The organism is Brevundimonas sp., from assembly GCF_027487935.1.
In the GTDB taxonomy this organism is placed as follows: Bacteria; Pseudomonadota; Alphaproteobacteria; order Caulobacterales; family Caulobacteraceae; genus Brevundimonas.
The window spans coordinates 1-18619 of the sequence record NZ_JAIYCP010000027.1 but is presented as its reverse complement, the minus strand read 5'-3'; the positions used below and the strand labels follow the sequence as shown (position 1 = coordinate 18619).

17 protein-coding genes are annotated in these 18619 nt (G+C 67.1%); 8 read left to right on the top strand and 9 right to left on the bottom strand.

From position 1 onward, the window contains the following. Positions 1 to 47 precede the first annotated feature (47 nt). Together Q0053_RS10560 and Q0053_RS10555 are read right to left on the bottom strand one after the other, a co-directional pair. Positions 48 to 833 carry an NlpC/P60 family protein gene (locus Q0053_RS10560; protein ID WP_298099852.1) on the bottom strand — a complete coding sequence of 262 codons (786 nt, stop codon included), beginning with the start codon at positions 831 to 833 and terminating at the stop codon, positions 48 to 50. Positions 834 to 979: 146 nt separating this feature from the next. Continuing rightward, positions 980 to 2359, bottom strand: a complete 1380-nt coding sequence (locus Q0053_RS10555; protein WP_298099851.1) for a M17 family metallopeptidase — start codon at positions 2357 to 2359, stop codon at positions 980 to 982. A gap of 93 nt (positions 2360 to 2452) precedes the next feature. Here Q0053_RS10555 and Q0053_RS10550 point away from each other — a divergent pair, with 93 nt between their 5' ends. Genes Q0053_RS10550 through thrS form a run of 4 tightly spaced genes read left to right on the top strand, consistent with a single transcriptional unit; the run spans position 2453 to position 5974 of the window. Then, positions 2453 to 3268, top strand: coding sequence for a tetratricopeptide repeat protein (locus tag Q0053_RS10550; RefSeq protein WP_298099848.1), 816 nt, complete (start codon positions 2453 to 2455; stop codon positions 3266 to 3268). A gap of 17 nt (positions 3269 to 3285) precedes the next feature. Further along, positions 3286 to 3756, top strand: coding sequence for an iron-sulfur cluster assembly scaffold protein (locus Q0053_RS10545; RefSeq protein WP_298099845.1), 471 nt, complete (start codon positions 3286 to 3288; stop codon positions 3754 to 3756). 44 nt (positions 3757 to 3800) lie between these two features. Next, positions 3801 to 4052: a membrane protein insertion efficiency factor YidD gene (yidD, locus tag Q0053_RS10540; RefSeq protein WP_298099843.1), complete on the top strand. Its 252-nt coding sequence runs from the start codon at positions 3801 to 3803 to the stop codon at positions 4050 to 4052. Further along, positions 4049 to 5974: a threonine--tRNA ligase gene (gene thrS / locus Q0053_RS10535; protein WP_298099840.1), complete on the top strand. Its 1926-nt coding sequence runs from the start codon at positions 4049 to 4051 to the stop codon at positions 5972 to 5974. The genes yidD and thrS overlap by 4 nt, the downstream gene beginning before the upstream one ends. 72 nt (positions 5975 to 6046) lie before the next feature. On the opposite strand, the gene phnE is transcribed toward thrS, so the two are convergent. From phnE to phnC, 3 genes are read right to left on the bottom strand one after another with little or no spacing between them, the layout of a single operon-like run. Continuing rightward, positions 6047 to 6871, bottom strand: a complete 825-nt coding sequence (gene phnE / locus Q0053_RS10530; protein WP_298099837.1) for a phosphonate ABC transporter, permease protein PhnE — start codon at positions 6869 to 6871, stop codon at positions 6047 to 6049. Continuing rightward, complete coding sequence (gene phnD / locus Q0053_RS10525; RefSeq protein WP_298099835.1) at positions 6868 to 7863, bottom strand: phosphate/phosphite/phosphonate ABC transporter substrate-binding protein; 996 nt, start codon at positions 7861 to 7863, stop codon at positions 6868 to 6870. The genes phnE and phnD overlap by 4 nt, the downstream gene beginning before the upstream one ends. Further along, positions 7860 to 8618 (bottom strand): phosphonate ABC transporter ATP-binding protein, encoded by a 759-nt coding sequence (gene phnC, locus Q0053_RS10520; protein ID WP_298099832.1) that lies wholly within the window; start codon positions 8616 to 8618, stop codon positions 7860 to 7862. Before phnC ends, phnD begins: the two co-directional genes overlap by 4 nt. 417 nt (positions 8619 to 9035) lie before the next feature. Here phnC and Q0053_RS10515 point away from each other — a divergent pair, with 417 nt between their 5' ends. From Q0053_RS10515 to Q0053_RS10500, 4 genes are all read left to right on the top strand, one after another. Then, positions 9036 to 10301 carry a type III PLP-dependent enzyme gene (locus Q0053_RS10515; protein ID WP_298099829.1) on the top strand — a complete coding sequence of 422 codons (1266 nt, stop codon included), beginning with the start codon at positions 9036 to 9038 and terminating at the stop codon, positions 10299 to 10301. A 99-nt stretch (positions 10302 to 10400) separates the two neighbouring features. Next, on the top strand, positions 10401 to 11453 hold the full coding sequence (locus tag Q0053_RS10510) for a deoxyhypusine synthase (protein ID WP_298099826.1): 1053 nt from the start codon (positions 10401 to 10403) through the stop codon (positions 11451 to 11453). Positions 11454 to 11651: 198 nt separating this feature from the next. Continuing rightward, entirely contained in the window at positions 11652 to 12149 is a 498-nt protein-coding gene (locus Q0053_RS10505) for a hypothetical protein (RefSeq protein ID WP_298099823.1), read from the top strand. After that, on the top strand, positions 12146 to 12928 hold the full coding sequence (locus Q0053_RS10500; protein WP_298099820.1) for a PA-phosphatase: 783 nt from the start codon (positions 12146 to 12148) through the stop codon (positions 12926 to 12928). Before Q0053_RS10505 ends, Q0053_RS10500 begins: the two co-directional genes overlap by 4 nt. Here the strand turns inward: Q0053_RS10500 and aguB are convergent. The 4 genes from aguB to msrA all read right to left on the bottom strand — a co-directional run bounded on the left by aguB (position 12909) and on the right by msrA (position 18415). Beyond that, positions 12909 to 13778 (bottom strand): N-carbamoylputrescine amidase, encoded by an 870-nt coding sequence (gene aguB, locus Q0053_RS10495; protein ID WP_298099817.1) that lies wholly within the window; start codon positions 13776 to 13778, stop codon positions 12909 to 12911. The genes Q0053_RS10500 and aguB overlap by 20 nt on opposite strands. Then, positions 13778 to 14782, bottom strand: a complete 1005-nt coding sequence (locus Q0053_RS10490; RefSeq protein ID WP_298099814.1) for an agmatine deiminase family protein — start codon at positions 14780 to 14782, stop codon at positions 13778 to 13780. The genes aguB and Q0053_RS10490 overlap by 1 nt, the downstream gene beginning before the upstream one ends. A gap of 140 nt (positions 14783 to 14922) precedes the next feature. Next, entirely contained in the window at positions 14923 to 17541 is a 2619-nt protein-coding gene (locus tag Q0053_RS10485; protein ID WP_298099811.1) for a TonB-dependent receptor, read from the bottom strand. A 250-nt stretch (positions 17542 to 17791) separates the two neighbouring features. Beyond that, entirely contained in the window at positions 17792 to 18415 is a 624-nt protein-coding gene (gene msrA, locus Q0053_RS10480) for a peptide-methionine (S)-S-oxide reductase MsrA (protein WP_298099808.1), read from the bottom strand. Positions 18416 to 18619 lie beyond the last annotated feature (204 nt).

Below are 18619 nucleotides of genomic sequence, written 5' to 3'. Positions count from 1 at the left end.
TCTGAATGACGGAAGGGCGGTCTTCGGGCCGCCCTTTTTTCTTGCGGTCAGAGTCGGCGGAAAACCGGGCCGTCAGAGCCCGCCACGCGATGGCGGGCATCCGCCTCGGCGAACGACTCGATCACGACCGCGCCCAGCCCTCCGACAGCGTGCAGCACGCGGTGGCCGTCGAGGATGAAGCCGGCGTGGCCGTTCCAGGGGCCTTCCCGGGGGTCCAGCCAGATCACCAGATCGCCGTGTTGCGCCTGACCGGCGGACACGGCCTGTCCGAGTTCCGCCTGCTGGTCCGCATAGCGCGGGGCTGCGCGACCGCAGGCATAGAGCGCCTGTTGGACAAGACCGCAGCAATCCGTACCCAGCGATGAGCGACCGCCCAGCTTGTAGGGTGTGCCCAGCAACCGCTCGGCCACCTCGACCGGCTCGGCGGCGAAACTGCCGATGGGGGCCAGGCCCGCGGGATCGCCCGCCTCGATGACAAGGGCGTTCAGGGGCAGGTCCTGATCGGTCGCGCCGATCCGATGGGTCGCGAGGGGCGCGCCATCCTCGAGCCCGGACAGCCGGACCCAGCCCACGACCCCGTCGCGACGGGCACGGCCCCAGACCTTGTCGCCGCCCGAATCGAGGACATCAAAGGCCTCGCCGAAAATCAGCTGATCGACCGGGTGTTCGCCCGCCACGGCGTCGGCGTGGATGTCGGCGACCGGAATGGCGCAATGCATCGCCCGGACGGCACGGAAGGCATCGGCACGCACAATCCCCTCCAGCGCCTGCTCGGCCAGATCGGGCCGGGCCAGGGTGGTGCGGGAATCAAGGCTGGCAGCGGCTGCGGTCAAACGTGGACTCGTCCGATTGAGCCGTTGTCGTATCGGAAGAAGCCGAAAGGGCCGTTAACGGGAGGAGGGCGTAGAGCTTAGGGCTTAAGGTCAGCTCGGGTCACCTTCGACCTAAGCCCTAAGCCCTACGACCTAAGCCCCAAGACCTAAGTGAACCGCCGCTTCAGCATCTCAAAGCACGCCCTCAGCGCCTGGGCCTCGCCGCCTTCGGGCCAGCCGGGGCGGGCTCGGGGGTTCCAGGCGAAGATGTCCATATGGGCCCAGCTACCGGTCATCGGGGCGAATCTCTGCAGGAACAGGGCGGCCGTGACGGAACCGGCCTGGGCCCAGCCGGCGGAGTCGTTGCGCAGGTCGGCCAGCTCACTTTCAATTGCGGCACGATAGCCGGGCCACAACGGCATCCGCCACAGCGGATCGCCGACCGAACGGCCGGCCTCGAGAAGGTCCGCCGCGAGGGTCTCGTCGTCTGTATAGAGCGGCGGCAGCTCGGGTCCGAGGGCGACGCGGGCGGCCCCGGTCAGGGTGGCAAAGTCGAGGGTCAGGTCCGGCGCGTGCTCCCCCGCGCGGGTGAGGATGTCGGCAAGGATCAACCGGCCCTCGGCGTCGGTATTGCCGATCTCGATGGTCAGCCCCTTGCGACTGTCCAGGATGTCGCCGGGCCGGAAAGCGTCACCCGAGATGGCGTTCTCCACCGCCGCCACCAGCACCACCAGCCGCACCGGCAGGTTCGCCTGCATGACCAGCCGGCCAAGGGCCAGCGCATGGGCGGAACCCCCCATGTCCTTCTTCATATTGCGCATGCCGGCGGCCGGCTTGATGTCGAGGCCGCCCGAATCGAACACGACCCCCTTGCCGACGAGCGCGACCAGGGGGAGGTCGGCGCGGTCAAGGTTCCAGCCGATCTCGATGACCCGCGGAGCCCGGTGCGGGGCGGCGGCCCGACCGACGGCATGGACAGCGGGATAGTTGTCTTCCAGCAGGGTCGCGCCGCTCGTCACCGTGATCGTCGCCCCCGAGGCGGTGGCGATCTCGCGGGCGATGGTCTCGATCTGCAGCGGCCCCATGTCGGCCGCCGGGGTGTCGATCATCTCGCGGGCGAGGGCACAGGCCGAGGCGATGCGCAGGGCACCCTCGACATCCAGCCCCTCCGGCGCAACGAGCCGCACGCGATCACGTTCCGACCGGGCCTTGTAACGGTCGAACACATAGGTCCCGAGCAGAAAGGCCAGGGCCGCCGAGCGGGCGTCCTCCGCTCCGGCTTCAAGGCGATAGAGGCCCGGCGGAAGTTTGGCGGGCAGGGCGCGGGCGGACAGTGGGTCGAAACGCTCTCCGGTGCCGACCAGCACAGCGGCGATCCCGCCCTGCCCGTCCGGCGCGACCAGAATCTGGCCGGGCTTGCCCTTGAAGCCATTGGTCTCGGCCCAGGTCCGGTGCGCGGCTTCGATCGGGCCGTCCGGGCCCACGAATCGCACCGGAATCGCGCCCGCAGCCTCGGAACTCAGCAGGTCGGGGTTCAGGACGGACATGGTCGGCAGCCTTTCCGGCCCCACGGGCCCGATCTTAACCAAGGATTGACGAGAAAGCCCGAGTCTCGGATCGAACCTTCCGGAGCGTCTTCCATGTCGCGCACGACTGCCCGCATCGCAACCGTCGCCCTGCTTCTGGGCGGACTCGCCGCGCCCGTCATGGCCGATCCCGTGGCCGCGCCGCAGGCCCCGGCACAGGCCGCGCCCATGGCCCGTCAGCCGGCTGCAGCCGAGGTTCGCGCCGCCTATGACCGCGCCGACCCGTTGAGCCGCCAGATCTTCTGGTCCGACCAGGCCGACATCGACCCGATGGACCCGGTCGCCGGCGTGAAGGCGGCGCAGGCCTTGCGTGAGCTCGGCCGGTTCGACCAGGCCGCTGAAATGGCCAGCAAGGTGCTGGTGGTTCAGCCGAACAACGTCGAGGCCATGCTGGAGTCCGGGCGCGCCCACATCGCGCGCGGACAGGCCTTCTATGGCATCGCCGCCCTGGAGGGCGCGCGCGAGGCCCGACCCGGAGACTGGCGGGCCTGGTCACTGCTGGGCACGGCCTATGAGCAGGTGCGCCGACCGGACGACGCCCGCGCAGCCTGGGCCCAGGCCCTGGTCCTGTCGCCGGACAATCCTGACGTCCTGTCGAACCTGGCCATCTCAGCCATGACCCGCGGCGATGCAGCCGGTGCCGAGCCGCTGCTGCGTCGCGCCGCGGCCCAGCCGGGCGCTTCGCTCAAGGTCCGGCTCAACCTGGCCATGGTGCTGGGGCTGACCGGCAATCTGGCCGAGGCGGAGCAGATGCTGCGTCGCGACCTGCCGCCCGAGGCGGCCGACCGTAACCTGTCCTGGCTGCGCGAACGGGCCGCCGGGACCGGCGTGGATCAGGCCCGCACCTGGGGGTCGCTCCAGGGGAGCTGATCGCCTATAATCGCCTCATGATCGACGAGCTCTACAGCGCGCGAATCCTCGGTCTGGCGGCCAATCTGCCGCACAGTGGACGGCTGGCCGCGCCGGACGGCACGGGCGAACGGGTTGCCAGATTGTGCGGCTCGAAGGCCATCGTCGACGTCACGCTCGACGACGCAGGCCGGATCGAAACCTTCGCCCAGGACGTCAAGGCCTGCGCCCTCGGCCAGGCGGCGGCGGGCGTGCTCGGCGCGGTCGTGATCGGGACCTCCCTCGACGAAATGGTCGCGGCCCGGGACGCCATGTCCACCATGCTCAAGGCCGGCGGGGAGGGTCCGACGGGCCGGTTCGAGGGTCTGCGCGCCCTGAAACAGGTCGCCGACTATCCGGCGCGCCACGCCTCCACCATGGTCGCGGTCGAGGCGACGCTGGACGCGGTGCGGGCCGCCCTTGCCCGAAAAAGCCCCGACACTCGAACTAGCCTCGCCGGTGCGGCCTAGAGCCCGTTGCTCCTCGGCGTCTGCCGGGGGATAAGCGCGGCGACATGGCTTCCGGCGAAACCCTCTACGAACGCGGCGTGCGGCTGGCCCACCGGGGCTACAAGCTGACGCTGTCACCCCTGATCGGGCAGTCTTGCCGTTTCAGGCCGACCTGCTCGGACTATGGACGGGACGCGCTTATCCAGCACGGACCGCTCAAGGGGGGATGGCTCACCGCCAAACGCCTCTGCAAATGCCAACCCTTCGGCGAAGGCTGGAAATACGATCCGGTGCCGCCCGCAAAGACGAAGACATGATCGACCTCAGATTTCCCGACGGCGCCGCGCGCCAGTATCCCGACGACGCCACGGGCCGTGACGTGGCCGCCTCCATCTCCCCCTCGCTGGCGAAGCGCGCGGCCCTCGTCGCCCTGAACGGCGAACAGCGCGACCTCGACCGGCCGCTGGGCGGCTCCGGCGACTTCAAACTGATCATGCGCGATGATCCCGAAGCCCTCGAGACCATCCGCCACGATGCGGCCCATGTGCTGGCCCAGGCCGTGCAGGAGCTGTTCCCCGGCACCCAGGTGACCATCGGCCCGGCGATCGATGACGGCTTCTATTACGACTTCCACCGCGAGGAACCGTTCTCGACCGACGACTTCGCCGCCATCGAGAAGAAGATGGCCGAGATTGTCGACCGCGATGAAAAGCTGGTCCGGGAGGTCTGGGAGCGCGAGGCCGCCATCGCCCTGTTCGAAGGCAAGGGCGAGACCTTCAAGGCCGAGCTGATCCGCGACCTTCCGGGCACGGAGACGATCACCACCTATCGCACGGGGACATGGATCGACCTGTGCCGGGGGCCGCATTTCCCCTCGACCAAATTCGTCGGCAAGGCCTTCAAACTGACCAAGCTGGCGGGGGCCTACTGGCGCGGCGACCACCGCAATCCGCAGCTGCAGCGCATCTATGCGACGGCCTGGGCCTCGAAGGAGGATCTCGACGCCTATCTGCTGCGTGTCGAGGAGGCGGAGAAGCGCGACCACCGCCGCATCGGCAAGGCCATGGGCCTGTTCCACATGCAGGAAGAAGGCCGGGGCATGGTCTTCTGGCACCCCAAGGGCTGGATCCTGTGGCGGGTGCTGGAGGCCTATATGCGCCGCCGTCTGGACGCCGCCGGCTATGTCGAGGTCAAGACGCCCCAGGTGCTGGACCGGACCTTCTGGGAGAAGTCGGGTCACTGGGAGAAATACCGCCCCAACATGTTCGTCTGCGAGACGGTCGAGGGTGAGACCCTGTCCCTCAAGCCGATGAACTGCCCCGGCCACGTCCAGATCTTCGATCAGGGCCAGCGGTCCTATCGCGAGCTGCCGCTGCGCATGGCCGAGTTCGGGGCCTGCCATCGCTATGAGCCCTCGGGGGCCCTGCACGGGCTGATGCGGGTGCGCGGCTTCACCCAGGACGACGCCCACATCTTCTGCCGCGAGGACCAGATCGTCGAGGAGACGGAACGGTTCATCCGCCTGACGCAGATGATCCACGCCGACCTGGGCATGCAGACCCATGAGATCGCCCTGGCCACCCGGCCGGAAGTGCGCGCCGGCACGGACGAATTCTGGGACAAGGCCGAGGCCATGCTGGGCGAGGCCGCGCGACTGGCCGGGGTCGATCCGGTCATCGCCGAGGGCGATGGGGCCTTCTATGCGCCCAAGCTGGACTTCATCGTCAAGGACGCCATCGGCCGGACCTGGACCTGCGGCACGTTGCAGCTCGACTATGTCCTGCCGGAACGTCTGAACGCGGAGTATATCGGCGAGGACGGCCAGAAGCACCGGCCGGTCATGCTGCACCGGGCCATCCTCGGCTCGTTCGAGCGGTTCATCGGCATCATGATCGAGAACTATGCCGGGGCCTTCCCGCTCTGGCTGGCCCCGACCCAGGTGGTGGTGGCGACCATCGTCTCCGAGGCTGACGACTATGCCCGCGAGGTGGTCGAACGGCTCAAGGCCGTCGGCCTGCGCGCCGAGCTGGATCTGCGCAATGAGAAGGTCGGCTACAAGGTGCGGGAGCACTCGGTCGGCAAGGTCCCGGTCATTGCCGTGGTCGGCAAGAACGAGGCCGAGGCGGGCACGGTGGCGATCCGCCGTCTGGGCTCACAGGCCCAGGAACTGGTGTCGCTGGACGAGGCGATCCGCATCCTGACGGAAGAGGCCACGCCGCCGGATCTGCGCCCGGCCTGATCCGGTCCGGAATGAAAGAAGCCCGCCCCTGCGAAAGCGGAGGCGGGCTTTTCCTTGTCCGGCTTGCGATGCCTACAGCAGCCGCTTGCGCATGGCCTGGGACAGCATGTCGATCAGGGTCACGGCGATGACGACGATGATGACGATGGCCGAGACCTGGCCGAACTCAAACCCGTTCATGCGCTCGAACAGAACCTGGCCGATGCCGCCGGCCCCGATCAGACCAAGCACCGTCGCCGAACGGCTGTTGGACTCGAACCGGTAGAGGGCAAAGGAGGTCCACAGCGGCGCGACCTGCGGGATCACCCCCCACATGATCTCGTGCAGGGGCGAGGCACCGGTGGCGCGCACGCCCTCGACCGGGCCCTTGTCGATGGACTCGACCGCTTCGGAAAACAATTTGGCCAGTACGCCTGCCGTATTCAGGGTGATCGCCAGAACACCGGCGAGGGGGCCGAGGCCGACGGCGACGACAAACAGCAGGCCCATGACCAGATCGGGGATTGAGCGGAGCAGGTTCATCAGCCACCGGACGGGCGTCACTACCCAGATAGGGGCGATGTTGCGCGCTGCAGCCAGGCCCAGCGGGACTCCCAGAAACACCGCCAGGAATGTGCCCCAGAGGGCGATCTGGACCGTCTCCCACATCTTGGCGACGAACAGTGGCCAGTCGGTGAAGTCGGGACGCAGAAGATCCCGGGCGATGACCTCGATACGGTCGGAATTGCTGGCCACGCTCCAGATGTTCTTCAGATCGACCGCGTCGATGCTGATCAGCAGGATCACGGCGACGCCGCCCCAGATCAGGACATCAAGCGCCCAAGCCCCCAGCGACTTGGTCGGGGGCTTAGGGACCGGTGAGGCGGCGACCGCGCTGGAAACGGCGGCGTTGGTCAAGGCTGGACCTCGCGCAGGCTGCGCAGCCGCTGCAGCTCCTTCTCGGCAGCAGCCACCCCGGCGGCATCGCCGCCGGCGCGGGCTTCACTGAGCTGACGATCAGCGACCATTTCACGGACAGGGTTCAGGTAGCTGTCATCCGCCGCCCGGAACTGCGAATAGTTGAGACCTGCCAGCACCCGACGCTGGCGCTCGGCCTCGGCTCCTTCGCCCTGGCCGTAGGTCAGGAAGAAGCTGCGGATCTTCTCCTTCAGGGCCGGGTCCAGATCCTCGCGGATGACGATCCCGCTCTCGGGGATGGGCGGCGACTGCCAGATTTCCCGAATCTGGGCCGCGGCCTGGGGATTCTGGCGGGTCAGGAAGACCGTATTGACGGTGTTGGAGGTGGCTACATCCACGAGGCCGGTGGCCACGGCGAGCGCATTGGCCTGATGGTTGGCAGACCGCACGGTCTTGAAGCACTGGGCCGGGTTGATGTTCCGCGGATTGAACAGGAAGGTCAGCGGCGCGAGCGTGCCCGAAGTCGACTGGGCGTCGCCGATCCCGAAATCAAACCGCTTGCCGCAGGCCATGACCTGGTCAAGCGTGATGCCGGAATCCACGCGGACGATCAGGGTCGAGCGGTAGCTGTCGAGCCCCTCCAGATCGACGGTGCGGGCAATGACCTCGCCGTCCGAGCGATCGACAGCCTCAAGCGCCGGCTTGGCCGAGAACCAGGCCACCTGGGTCTGGTCGGCCCGCATGGCCTCCACCAGCACCGTATAGTTTGAGCCGAAATGGGTCTTTACCGGAATGCCGATGGCCTTGGACATGTCCTCGAGCAGGGGCTCCCAGAGCGGTCCGGACGAATTCTGACCCTCGGCCGACAGGATGGAGAAGGTAATCTCCGACGGCGCGGTGCCGGCCTTTTCATCACCACCGCCGCACGAGGCGACTCCGAAGGCGAGAACGGCGGCGAGCGCCAGTCGGCGGGTAAAGGATGGCAGGGTCATGCCTTGGCTTCCCAGAACGCGTCCTCGAATTCGGGACCGTAGATGTCGATCAATTGTTTCGTATCCAGGCCGGTGGACGGGCCGTCATAGACGACCTCTCCGGCCTTGAGGGCGATCACGCGATTGCAATAGCGGATGGCGTAATCGACCTGGTGCAGGGTGACGATGACGCCGAAGCCGTCACGTTTGTTCAGCTCGACCAGCAGTTCCATGACCTTGCGGGCCGAGACCGGGTCCAGCGAGGCCACAGGCTCGTCGGCGAGGATGGCTTTGGCACCCTGGACCAGGGCCCGGGCAATGGCCCCGCGCTGCTGCTGGCCGCCGGACAGGGTATTGGCGCGCTGGGCGGCGTAGTCCGAGACTCCGACGCGATGCAGGGCCGCCATGGCCATGTGTTTGTCGGCCTTCGGCCAGGCTCCGATGAAGCCCTTCCAGCCGGGAAGGCGACCAAGCGCGCCCAGCATGACATTGGAGAAGAGCGACAGCCGGCCGACCAGGTTGAACTGCTGGAAGATCATGCCGAGCTTCTGGCGCGCCGCGCGGGTGGCTCCGGTGGTGCGGCCGTTCTTCTGCACGACCTCGCCGAAGACACTGATGGTGCCCTTGCCGGGGTCGATACTCTGGAGGCCGGTGATGGAGCGCAGGAGGGTCGACTTGCCCGAGCCGGACGGCCCGATCAGGGCGACCATTTCTCCGGCTGCGACCTCTACGGACACGCCGTTCAGGGCCTTTCGGGCGCCAAAAGTCTTGGACACGTCCCGGGCCGATACGACACTGGGTCCGGCACTGGGCGCGACGGCTGCGGCAGTTGAGGTCATGGACACGCTGGAAGCGGTTGCAAGGGCGCGCCGCATCACCTGAACAGGCCTGCGAGGCAAGTCTTAATGGCACGTCCGCGGCGATTTCGTCCAGCGTAACCGGCCACAGGCGAGCCCGCGACGGCCGCGACCGCCGGCCCTGCGGATCATTGCCGAAGGCGGTACGATCAAGGCGAGCCACACAGCTCGATCCGCGCCCGGACAAATCCCGTGCAAACTCAACACCCGCGTGAAAAAAACCGCTTTACATGACAGTCCGGTGACCCTAAATCGCGGCTTCCGGCGGACCCCGTAGGTCTTCACGTTGCGCTGCTAACGCCGGCTGGGTTTAACAATTACAGGGGTTTACGTGAATTGCGCACGTATTCATTTCCCCTGGACCTGGTCCGCGAGCGGTCCCCTGAACGTCCTGTCGCACTCGTGCGACCGCGTTCGGTTTCCGTAGCGGCGCGCTGGTTCCAGGACAATCTGAACGCCGACGTCTTCTATGCGGTGAAGGCCAATCCCTCGCGATGGGTCATCGAGACTCTCGTGGAGGCGGGCGTCACCGGCTTTGACGTCGCCTCATTGGCAGAGATCGAACTGGTCCGTTCGGTCAGCGCCGACGCGCGTCTGGCCTTCATGCACCCGGTCAAGAGCCGCGCCGCGATCACGAGGGCCTATTTCGAGTACGGCGTCCGCACCTTCTCGCTGGACAGCCATGACGAGCTGGCCAAGATCATCGACGCCACCGGCAATGCCACGGACCTGAATCTGCTGGTTCGCATGACGGTGTCGGCGGACGGCGCGGCCTATTCCCTGTCGGGCAAGTTCGGTGTTTCGCTTGACCAGGCCACCTCCCTGCTGCTGGCCACCCGCCAGGCGGTCAAGGACGGTCTGATGGGCGTCTGTTTCCACGTCGGTTCGCAATGCATGCGCCCGTCCGCCTATGAGGCCGCCATGGCCCAGATCGGCCGTGCCATCTCGCGCGCAGGCGTGTTCGTGGACATCGTCGATGTCGGCGGCGGCTTCCCCTCGGTCTATCCGGGCATGGTTCCGCCGGACATGCAGGAATATGCCGACGCCATTCATCGCGGCTTCAGCGAGATGCCGGTGTCGGAAACGACCGAGCTGTGGTGCGAGCCGGGCCGGGCGCTCGTTGCCGAGGCCTCGTCGGTGCTGTGCCGGGTCGATCTGCGCAAGGGCGACGCCCTGTATCTGAACGACGGCTCCTACGGCTCGCTGTTCGACGCAACCCACTCGCGCTGGCCCTTCCCGACCAAACTGGTCCGGGACGGTGCCGCTTCGGGCGACCTCAAGCCGTTCCGCTTCTACGGCCCGACCTGCGACTCCATCGACCATATGCCGGGACCCTTCTGGCTGCCGGCCGATGTGCAGGAAGGCGACTTCATCGAGATCGGCATGCTGGGCGCCTATGGCGTGGCCATGTCGACCGGCTTCAACGGCTATGGCGAACACGACATCGCCGGCGTCGAGGATGCCCCGATGGCCTCGCTCTACGGCCTGGCCCCCCGCTCCATCCCGACGGTTCGCACCTCGGCGGAAGAGCAGGCCCGCAAGGTGGTTCGCCTGTCGCGCCCCAAGGGCAAGGCCGGCCAGCGGAAGAAGCAGCGGCGCTAAACCGTCGCTTTCGCACTGTAATCAGCAGCGGCCCGTCGCTCCGTCCGGGCCGCTGTTTCTTTTGACGACGGGCGCTCAAACCAAAGGGAAACCCTTGCAATGAACGCTCCCGTTCAGACCAACCAGAAGGCCCAGCTGCTCCAGAACACGGTGGAGCACGTCGACATCACCTCGTTCGACGCCCGTCCGATCATCGACAGCATGCGCAAGATGTCGTTCTCGAGCCGCGACACGGCCCGGGCCGCCGACATCTTCAACATGGCCCTTGAGGACAGTTCGTGCTCGCCGTGGCTGATCCTGGCCGGCTCGACCTCGGCCGGCGGCTGCATGCATGTGTACCGCGACATGGTGAAGTTCGGCATGATCGACGCCGTGGTGGCCACCGGCGCCTCGATCGTCGACATGGATTTCTTCGAGGCCCTGGGCTTCAAACACTACCAGGCCGCCGGCGAGGTGGACGACAACGTCCTGCGCGACAACTACATCGACCGGATCTACGACACCTATATCGACGAGGAAGAGCTCCAGGCCTGCGATCACACCATTCTGGAGATCTGCAACCAGCTGGAGCCGCGCGGCTATTCCTCGCGCGAGTTCATCTGGGAGATGGGCAAATGGCTGAGCGAGGGCAATGCGAAGAAGCCCGGCTCGCTGATCCAGACCGCCTATGAAGAGGGCGTGCCGATCTTCTGCCCGGCCTTCGTCGATTCCTCGGCCGGGTTCGGTCTGGTCAAGCACCAGAAGGAGCGGATGGCCGAGGGCAAGCCCTATCTGATGATCGATGCGGTCGCCGACTTCCGCGAACTGACCGACATCAAGATCGCGGCCGGCGTCACCGGCCTGTTCATGGTCGGCGGCGGCGTGCCCAAGAACTTCGCCCAGGACACAGTCGTCTGTGCCGAAATCCTGGGCATCGAGGCCGAGATGCACCGCTATGCGGTCCAGATCACGGTCGCCGACGTGCGCGACGGGGCCTGTTCGTCCTCGACGCTGAAGGAGGCGGCGTCGTGGGGCAAGGTCCAGACCACGCATGAGCAGATGGTCTTCGCCGAGGCCACAACGGTGGTGCCGCTGATCGGCTCCGACGCCTACCACCGCGGAACCTGGAAGAACCGCGACAAGCGCCGCTGGAACAAGCTGTTCGGCAAGTGACGACAGCCCGGCAACCGGTGAAGAAGGCGGCCTGCCCCATCGGCGGGCCGCCCTCGACCGTTCGGCGGCCGACCCCACGGACCGGATGAGACCTGCGTCATCCGTGTCTTGGCGAAGGCGCGAACCCGCCTTGCCGCCGCCGCAGGCTTGGGCCACGGTGCGGCCTCTCAACGACAGTGTTTTCAGGGACGATACGGGATGAAGCGCACGCTCGCGGCGACCGCACTGGTGGCGGCCATGGCCTTGGCCGGCTGCAGCCCGCCCGCCGAGGAAGCCGCCCCCGCCGTTGCGGAGGCTGCGGCAGAGACCGCTCCGGAGGCCGCGCCCGCTGCCGCCGCCGCGCCGGCTGAATCGCCCTCCAAGGCTGCGGTTCCGGCGGCCCCCGGCGCACCCGCCTTCGCCGTCGTCTACCCGGGCGGCATCGCCCAGGGGCCCGTCACCGTCGCGCGGGGTCCGGACGGGCCGGGCGGCATCCTGAGCTTCACCACCGAAGCGACCCCGGACGCCGTGGTCGCCTTCTATCGCCAGCGCGCCGAAGCCGCGGGTCTGGCTTCCGTCATGGCCATGAACACCGGCGAGGCCCGCGCCTATGGGGCCGCCGCCGGGGACGGGAGCGGCAAGCTGCTGCATGTCGTCGCCACCCCGGTCGAGGGCGGCCCGACCAGCGTTCAGCTGGACTGGACCAACGGCCGGTGAAACCGGCCGCGGCCCTGGCCGTCTGCCTGATACTGGGTGCCTGTGCGACGTACCGACCGCCTGCGCCGGTGCCGGCACCGACAGCACAAGGCTATCTCGACGAGGCTGCGCTGGATCAGCTTGCCGGTGCCTTCCGCCCGACCCCGCTCATTCCCGGGAATGAGCCCCCGGATCCCGCCCGTTTCGGTCCCGGGACCGATCGCTGGTGGCTGGCTATCGTCCATGCGGAACTCCGACCGCCCGAGGCTGCCCAGCATTTCGACTGTAGTCTCGGAACCCGCCTCGCGGGCCAGGCTCGCCCCGCGCTTTCGCGGGTCATGACGCGCCTGCTGACCGACACCGAAAATCTCACCCGGCGGCTTGCGCAAGCCCATCCGCGCCAGCGACCGATCGCGGCAGATCCCGGTCTGCAACCCTGCCAGCGCATCAATGATGCCACCCGCAACAGTCCGTCCTGGCCGGCGGGTGGAGCCGTGGCGGGTGCCGCCTATGGTGAACTGTACGCAGACCTTGCGCCCGATCAGGCTGCGTCAGTCCGCCGGCAAGGCTCCGAGATCGGCTTCAGCCGGGCGGTCTGCCGGATGAACTGGGTGGCGGACGTCCAGGATGGTCTCGACATCGGCCGGGCCGTCTATGAGCGCGCCGCCGCCATGCCCGACTTCGCCGCCGATCTGGAGGCCGCTCGCGCCGAGGTCGCCAAGGCCCGCGCCGAGGGCCTGACCAATCCCGGCTGCGCGGCGGAACGCCGGGCGCTCGGCGTCAGGCCGGCCGCGGACTGACCAGCGAGCCGTACAGATCGGTGCGCCGGTCGCGGAAGAAGCCCCAGGCGGCGCGGTGGCGGTCGATGAAGTCGAGGTCGAAGGTGTGGACCAGCGCCCCCTCCTCTTCCCGGCCGAAGCTTTCGACCAGATCGCCGCGATGGTCGGCGATGAAGGACGAGCCGTAGAAGACCTGCCCGGCCTCATTGACCTGTTCATGGCCGATGCGGTTGGCACCGATCACCGGCACGACGTTCGAGACCGCATGGCCCTGCATGGCGCGCCGCCATGGCTCGGCGGTGTCCAGTTCCTTGTCATGCGGCTCCGAGCCGATGGCGGTCGGATACATCAGGACCTCGGCCCCCTGCAGCATCATCGCCCGCGCCGTCTCCGGATACCACTGGTCCCAGCAGATGCCGACGCCGATCCGGCCGTGGCGGGTGTTCCAGACCTTGAAGCCGGTATCGCCCGGCCGGAAATAGTATTTCTCCTGATAGCCGGGGCCGTCGGGGATGTGGCTCTTGCGATAGACGCCCAGCGCCGCGCCGTCAGCGTCCAGCATGACCATGGAGTTGAAATAATGCGGCCCCTCGCGCTCGAAAATGGAGACAGGGATGGCAACGCCCAGTTCGGCGGCGACCGGCTGAAGGGCCGTCACACAGGGGTGTTCACGCCATGGATGGGCGGTCGCGAACCAGCGCTCCTCCTGCGAGACGCAGAAATAGGGACCCTGGAAGAGCTCCGACGGCAGGATCACCTGCGCGCCCTTGCCGGCCGCCTCGCGGATGAGGGCGATGGTCTTGTCGATGTTGGCCGGCAGGTCCTCACCGTAGGAGGTCTGCAGGGCGGCGACAGAGATCGTGCGGGCCATCAGGCAGGCTCCTGCTGGGAGATGCAGTGGAAGGATCCACCGCCGGAAAGGATGGCGATGGAGGACAGGGGGATGATCTCACGCTCGGGGAAGACGGTCTTCAGTCCCTGACACACGAGATCAGCGGCCCGCGCGTCGCCATAGGTCGGAACGATCACCGCGCCATTGGCGATGAGGAAATTCATATGGCTGGCCGGGATCGGCCTTTCGTCCTCGTCGCCGATGAAACCGGGCGATGGAAGGCGGAGCAGTTTCAGGGGCGCGCCGGTCGCATCGGTCATTTCCGAAAGGGCCCGGGCAATCGCGTCATAGACGTCGTCATTCGGATCGTTCTGCCCCCAGGCGACGGGGCAGGCAATGACGCCCGGGGCCACAAACCGCGACAGATTGTCGACATGGCCGTCGGTATGGTCGTTCAGCAGGCCGTCGCCGAGCCACAGCACCTTGCGCGCGCCCAGTGATGCTGCAAGCGCAGCCTCGGCCTCCGCCTCGGTCCAGCCGGGGTTGCGGTTGGGGTTCAACAGACACTGGCGGGTGGTGACGATCGTCCCCTGCCCGTCATGATCCAGCGCCCCGCCTTCCAGAATGAAGTCGTGACGTTCGAGCGGCACACCGGAGGCCCGCCCGATCTGGTCGGCAACGGTGTCATCGTGCTCGAGTTCGTATTTCCCGCCCCAGCCGTTGAAGCGGAAGGCGGCGGCCTTCGTCGAACCTGCGCCGAAGATCGGCCCGGTGTCGCGCAGCCAGATGTCGCCGAACCGGCCGTCCACGATCTCGACATGGGCGACCCCGGCGAAGCGGGCCCGGGCATCGTCAAGGGCCTCGGCCTTGCCGACCATCAGCTTCACATGTTCACGGCCCGGTCCTGCGAGGGCGCGGACCAGGGCCTCGACCTCGGCCTGTGCCGGTTCGAGATTGTCCTCCCACAGCTCGCCATGGCTGGGCCAGCCGACCCAGATGGCACGATGCGGCGACCATTCGGCGGGGATGGTGAACGGATACATGGGGCCTCTTCCCGGCGAATGACCGATGGGGCGAGATAGACGGCGCGGGGTCGGGTTTCAACGCGCAGACGCCCCGACCGGGCATGAAAAAGGGCGGCCCCCGGAAGGGCCGCCCTCGTTCATTGCCGGCGTTCAGCGTCCTAGAAGCGGGCGCCGAAGCTGATCAGCCAGGTGCGCGGCGCACCGACCGAGGCCGTCCGGACCGTGCCGGAGCGGTCCGTAACGCGCGGGTCCGTGCTCTGGGCCACGGCCAGCGCATTGGTGCCGGTCGAGATGTTGGCCTGATACTCTTCGTCCAGCAGGTTGGTCACGTTCAGCTGAACAAAGGCGTTCCGCACGCCGAAGGAGCTGGTCAGGTCGTAGCGGGCGTCGAAGTCGACGACGGTGTAGGCACCGAAGACCTCGTCGTTCACGTCCGTGGCGAAACGGTCGCCGGTGTATTTGGCCTGCAGGCCGATGCTGAGGTCTTCGGTCACGTCGTAGTCAGCACGGGTGGCGAAGGTCCAGTCCGGGGTCTCGACCAGTTCCTTGCCGGCGGTCGGCAGGAAGGTCGGGATCAGGAGCGAGCCCGGGGCGACCGGGCAGGCCGGGGTCGAACCCGGACGCTGGGTGGCCGTGGTGCAGGTGAAGTTGCCCAGACGCAGGTCTTCCAGGATTTCGCTCTGATTGTAGGCCGCCGAGACATACAGCGACAGACGATCGGTTGCCTGCCAGCCCACAGCACCGTCAAAGCCCATCAGCTCGACAGCGCCGACGTTACGGTCGATCGACTGGCCGAAGAAGGGCGAAGCCGGATCGGCATCGAAGGAAGACACGATGCGGTTGCTGTACTCGTTGTACCAGACGGCGGCCGAAGCAATCACGTCACCGTTGTTGAAACGATAGCCGAGGTCCCACGCCTTGGTGGTTTCCGGCTGGACCGAAGAGAAGTCGACCTGGTTGGCCGCGTTGCGGACCGGCTGGTAGAGGTTGTCCGTCCGCGGAGCCGAGAGGCTTTCCGCATAGCTGACGTAGACCGTCTGCGAGTCGGCGAAGCGCCAGGTCGCACCGAGGTTCGGCAGGATGTCGTCGTACTTCAGTTCGGCCTGGTAGGGCGCGATGTACTGGGTCGCGCTGGCGCCGAAGGTCACATTGCCGTTGGCCAGCGGTGCGTTCGGGGTCTGTGCGGTGCAGAGCACGCTCGAGGAACCGTTCTGCGAGAAGCAGTTCTGGTTCAGCTCGCGACGGAAGAACGGCGCGCGAACGCCGAGCTGGATGGTCAGCGAGTCGTCCAGGAACTGACCACGCCATTCGGCCGAGATCTGGTTCAGTTCGGCGATCGAGGCACGGTCGCGGGTGCGGAAGAAGGACAGGCCGTTGAAGGCGTAAACGCGCGATTCCGGCGAGCCGAACAGACGCTGGCCGCCGAAGACGTTGCCCGGGTTGCCGTTGGCGTCGACGCGGGTGGCTTCGCCGGTCTGGCGGTGGCGACCGTAGTCATAGGTGTAGGACAGGCGGAAGCGGTTGTTGTCGTCCGCATCCCAGATCAGCGAGCTGAGCAGGCCGTACCGGTTCGTGTTGGTGTTGGACGGCGTATACAGCTGGACGCTGTCGAGGGTGTCGCTGTCGCCGTTCAGGTCGGTCCCGATGAGCCCGCCCAGGTCCAGTCGGTCGTCACGCTCGGAAACGACCGTGAAGCCGCCGCCGTTGGCCATGACGAACTGGTAGGACGGATCGAAGGTGAAGCGCAGGCTGTCGGTCAGGCCGTAGCTGAAGGCCCCGCGGATGTTGCCCGTGTTCGACGGGTTGATCCGGATGCCGTGGTAGTTGGTGCAGCTGCCCGTGCCCGTGGTCCCGTCGGACCGAACGATGGTGGAGCCGGTGCTCTCGTTCTGGACGGTGCCGTTGCCGCCGGCGGGGCGAATGCAGGCGATGTCGTTTTCGAGATAGGTGCCCGAGGCGAACTGCGCCTGGTTCACGAAGTTGTTGTAGAAGTCGTTGCGGTTGCGGTTGTAGTGGTAGGACAGGCTGGCGAAGTCACCGTCGCCCATGTTCTGGTAGAAGCGGCCGTTGAACTGCTGCTTCTCGAGCTCGCCCGGACCCTTGAACTTGTCGTAGCCGGTCTGCGAATAGGTGAAATAGGCGGTGGTGCCCCAAGGACCGAAGGCACCGGTGTCGGCCCGCACGAAGACGCGGCCATAGTTGAAGTCGCCGAACGCGCCGCCGACCTGCACACCGGCTTCTTCGGTGGGACGCGAGACAGTGTAGTTGATGGTGCCGCCGGTGGCCGAGGCCGTCGGGCTGTCGACGTCGGTCGTGCCCTGGTTGACCGAGGCGCGCTCAACCAGTTCCGGGTCCAGCTGCTGGTTGCTGTAAACCGCATAGTTGCCGGTGTCGTTCAGCGGAATGCCGTCGAAGGTCAGCGACACGCGGCTGCCGTCGAAGCCGCGCAGGCGGATGTTGCCGCCCGAGTTGCCGAACGGGTCGGCGTTGGTGAAGTTCAGGCCGGGGACCAGGTTCAGCGACTGAAGAATGGTCTGACCCGGCGACTGGGTGGAGATGAACTCCTGGGTGATCGACGAGCGGCTCTTGGCGACCGTTTCAGCGATGATCGTGCCGTCCGTCGTGGCCGGTCCACGCACGCCCGTCACGACGACGGTGTCCAGCTCCGTGGCTTCCGCGGCGACCGTGCCGGTCGACTGGGCCGAAGCGGCGCCGGCGACCAGAAGGCCGCTGAAGAGGGCGGTCGTCGCCCAGAACACGCGTTTGCGGTTCGTCATTGTCATCTATCCCCGATGAAGATGGGCGCGCACGCCCGGCGACCGGCGACAGCCGGCTGAACTACCGCTCCCTCTAGGCGTGGCATCGGAAAGTGGGACGACAATCGTGTGACAGTGTTATGACAGTCGGGTCGGGTGACCCGATAGACACACCTTCAGCCCCCCGGAACCTGTTGGTAAGCTTTCAGACCGTCGGTCGGCTGGCCCCGGGGCCCGGACTATTCCGGGATCGGGTTACCGGCCGTGGGTCCTATTCCCCCCACACAGCCCGCAATCGGGCTGCGCGGCCGCAGAAGCGGCTGTAGCCGGCATATCGCGCCGGGTTCAGGCGGGCGAAATCCTGATGATAGGCCTCCGCGGGCCAGAACCGCACGGCATCCCGAACCGGTGTGACAAAACGGGCCGCGCCTATCCGCGCGGCCGCAACGCTGCGCGAGGCTTCGGCGGCCGGTTTCTGAGCGGCACTGGCGAAAACAGCCGTCGCATAGGACGCTCCCTGGTCGCAGAACTGCCCGTCAGGGTCGGTGGGATCGATCGTCCGCCAGAACCGGTCGACCAACTGTCGATAGCTGATGCGGGCCGGATCAAAGGTCACCTGAACCGCCTCGAGGTGGCCGGTACCGCCGCGAACCACCTGATCGTAGGTCGGATTGGCGACCCGCCCCCCGGCAAAACCCGAAACGGCCGCAACGACCCCGGGAATCTGTTCGAAATTCGCTTCGACGGACCAGAAACATCCGCCGGCAAAGACCGCGACCTCGCGCCGGCCACTATCCGGGGTCTGGGGGCCAAGGGCAGCGCTCTCGGCCGGGGCTCCCGGGGAGCAGGCGGCGAGGGCGAGGATGACAAGGCTGCAAAAGGCGCGGCGCGACATGGGACGGGATCTCCGGCAGCGCGACGGGGCCCGCGCCATGACCGACATACGATCGTCGCGCCAAGGCGGTTTCAGATCAAGCGTCCAAAGCAAAACCGCCGGCCCCCTTTCGGGAGCCGGCGGCTGCTTTTGGTCTGGCCGATCGGCCTTCCGGGTTTAGCGGAAGTTGATGCCGATGGTGGCGCGACGGTTGAGCGGCTCACG

Excerpts from the sequence above, each read along its gene's own strand:
- Q0053_RS10555 (WP_298099851.1), bottom strand. The coding sequence starts at position 2,359 with ATGTCCGTCCTGAACCCCGACCTGCTGAGTTCCGAGGCTGCGGGCGCG.
- Q0053_RS10550 (WP_298099848.1), top strand. The coding sequence starts at position 2,453 with ATGTCGCGCACGACTGCCCGCATCGCAACCGTCGCCCTGCTTCTGGGC.
- Q0053_RS10545 (WP_298099845.1), top strand. The coding sequence starts at position 3,286 with ATGATCGACGAGCTCTACAGCGCGCGAATCCTCGGTCTGGCGGCCAAT.
- yidD (WP_298099843.1), top strand. The coding sequence starts at position 3,801 with ATGGCTTCCGGCGAAACCCTCTACGAACGCGGCGTGCGGCTGGCCCAC.
- thrS (WP_298099840.1), top strand. The coding sequence starts at position 4,049 with ATGATCGACCTCAGATTTCCCGACGGCGCCGCGCGCCAGTATCCCGAC.
- phnD (WP_298099835.1), bottom strand. The coding sequence starts at position 7,863 with ATGACCCTGCCATCCTTTACCCGCCGACTGGCGCTCGCCGCCGTTCTC.
- Q0053_RS10510 (WP_298099826.1), top strand. The coding sequence starts at position 10,401 with ATGAACGCTCCCGTTCAGACCAACCAGAAGGCCCAGCTGCTCCAGAAC.
- Q0053_RS10505 (WP_298099823.1), top strand. The coding sequence starts at position 11,652 with ATGAAGCGCACGCTCGCGGCGACCGCACTGGTGGCGGCCATGGCCTTG.
- aguB (WP_298099817.1), bottom strand. The coding sequence starts at position 13,778 with ATGGCCCGCACGATCTCTGTCGCCGCCCTGCAGACCTCCTACGGTGAG.
- Q0053_RS10490 (WP_298099814.1), bottom strand. The coding sequence starts at position 14,782 with ATGTATCCGTTCACCATCCCCGCCGAATGGTCGCCGCATCGTGCCATC.
- Q0053_RS10485 (WP_298099811.1), bottom strand. The coding sequence starts at position 17,541 with ATGACGAACCGCAAACGCGTGTTCTGGGCGACGACCGCCCTCTTCAGC.
- msrA (WP_298099808.1), bottom strand. The coding sequence starts at position 18,415 with ATGTCGCGCCGCGCCTTTTGCAGCCTTGTCATCCTCGCCCTCGCCGCC.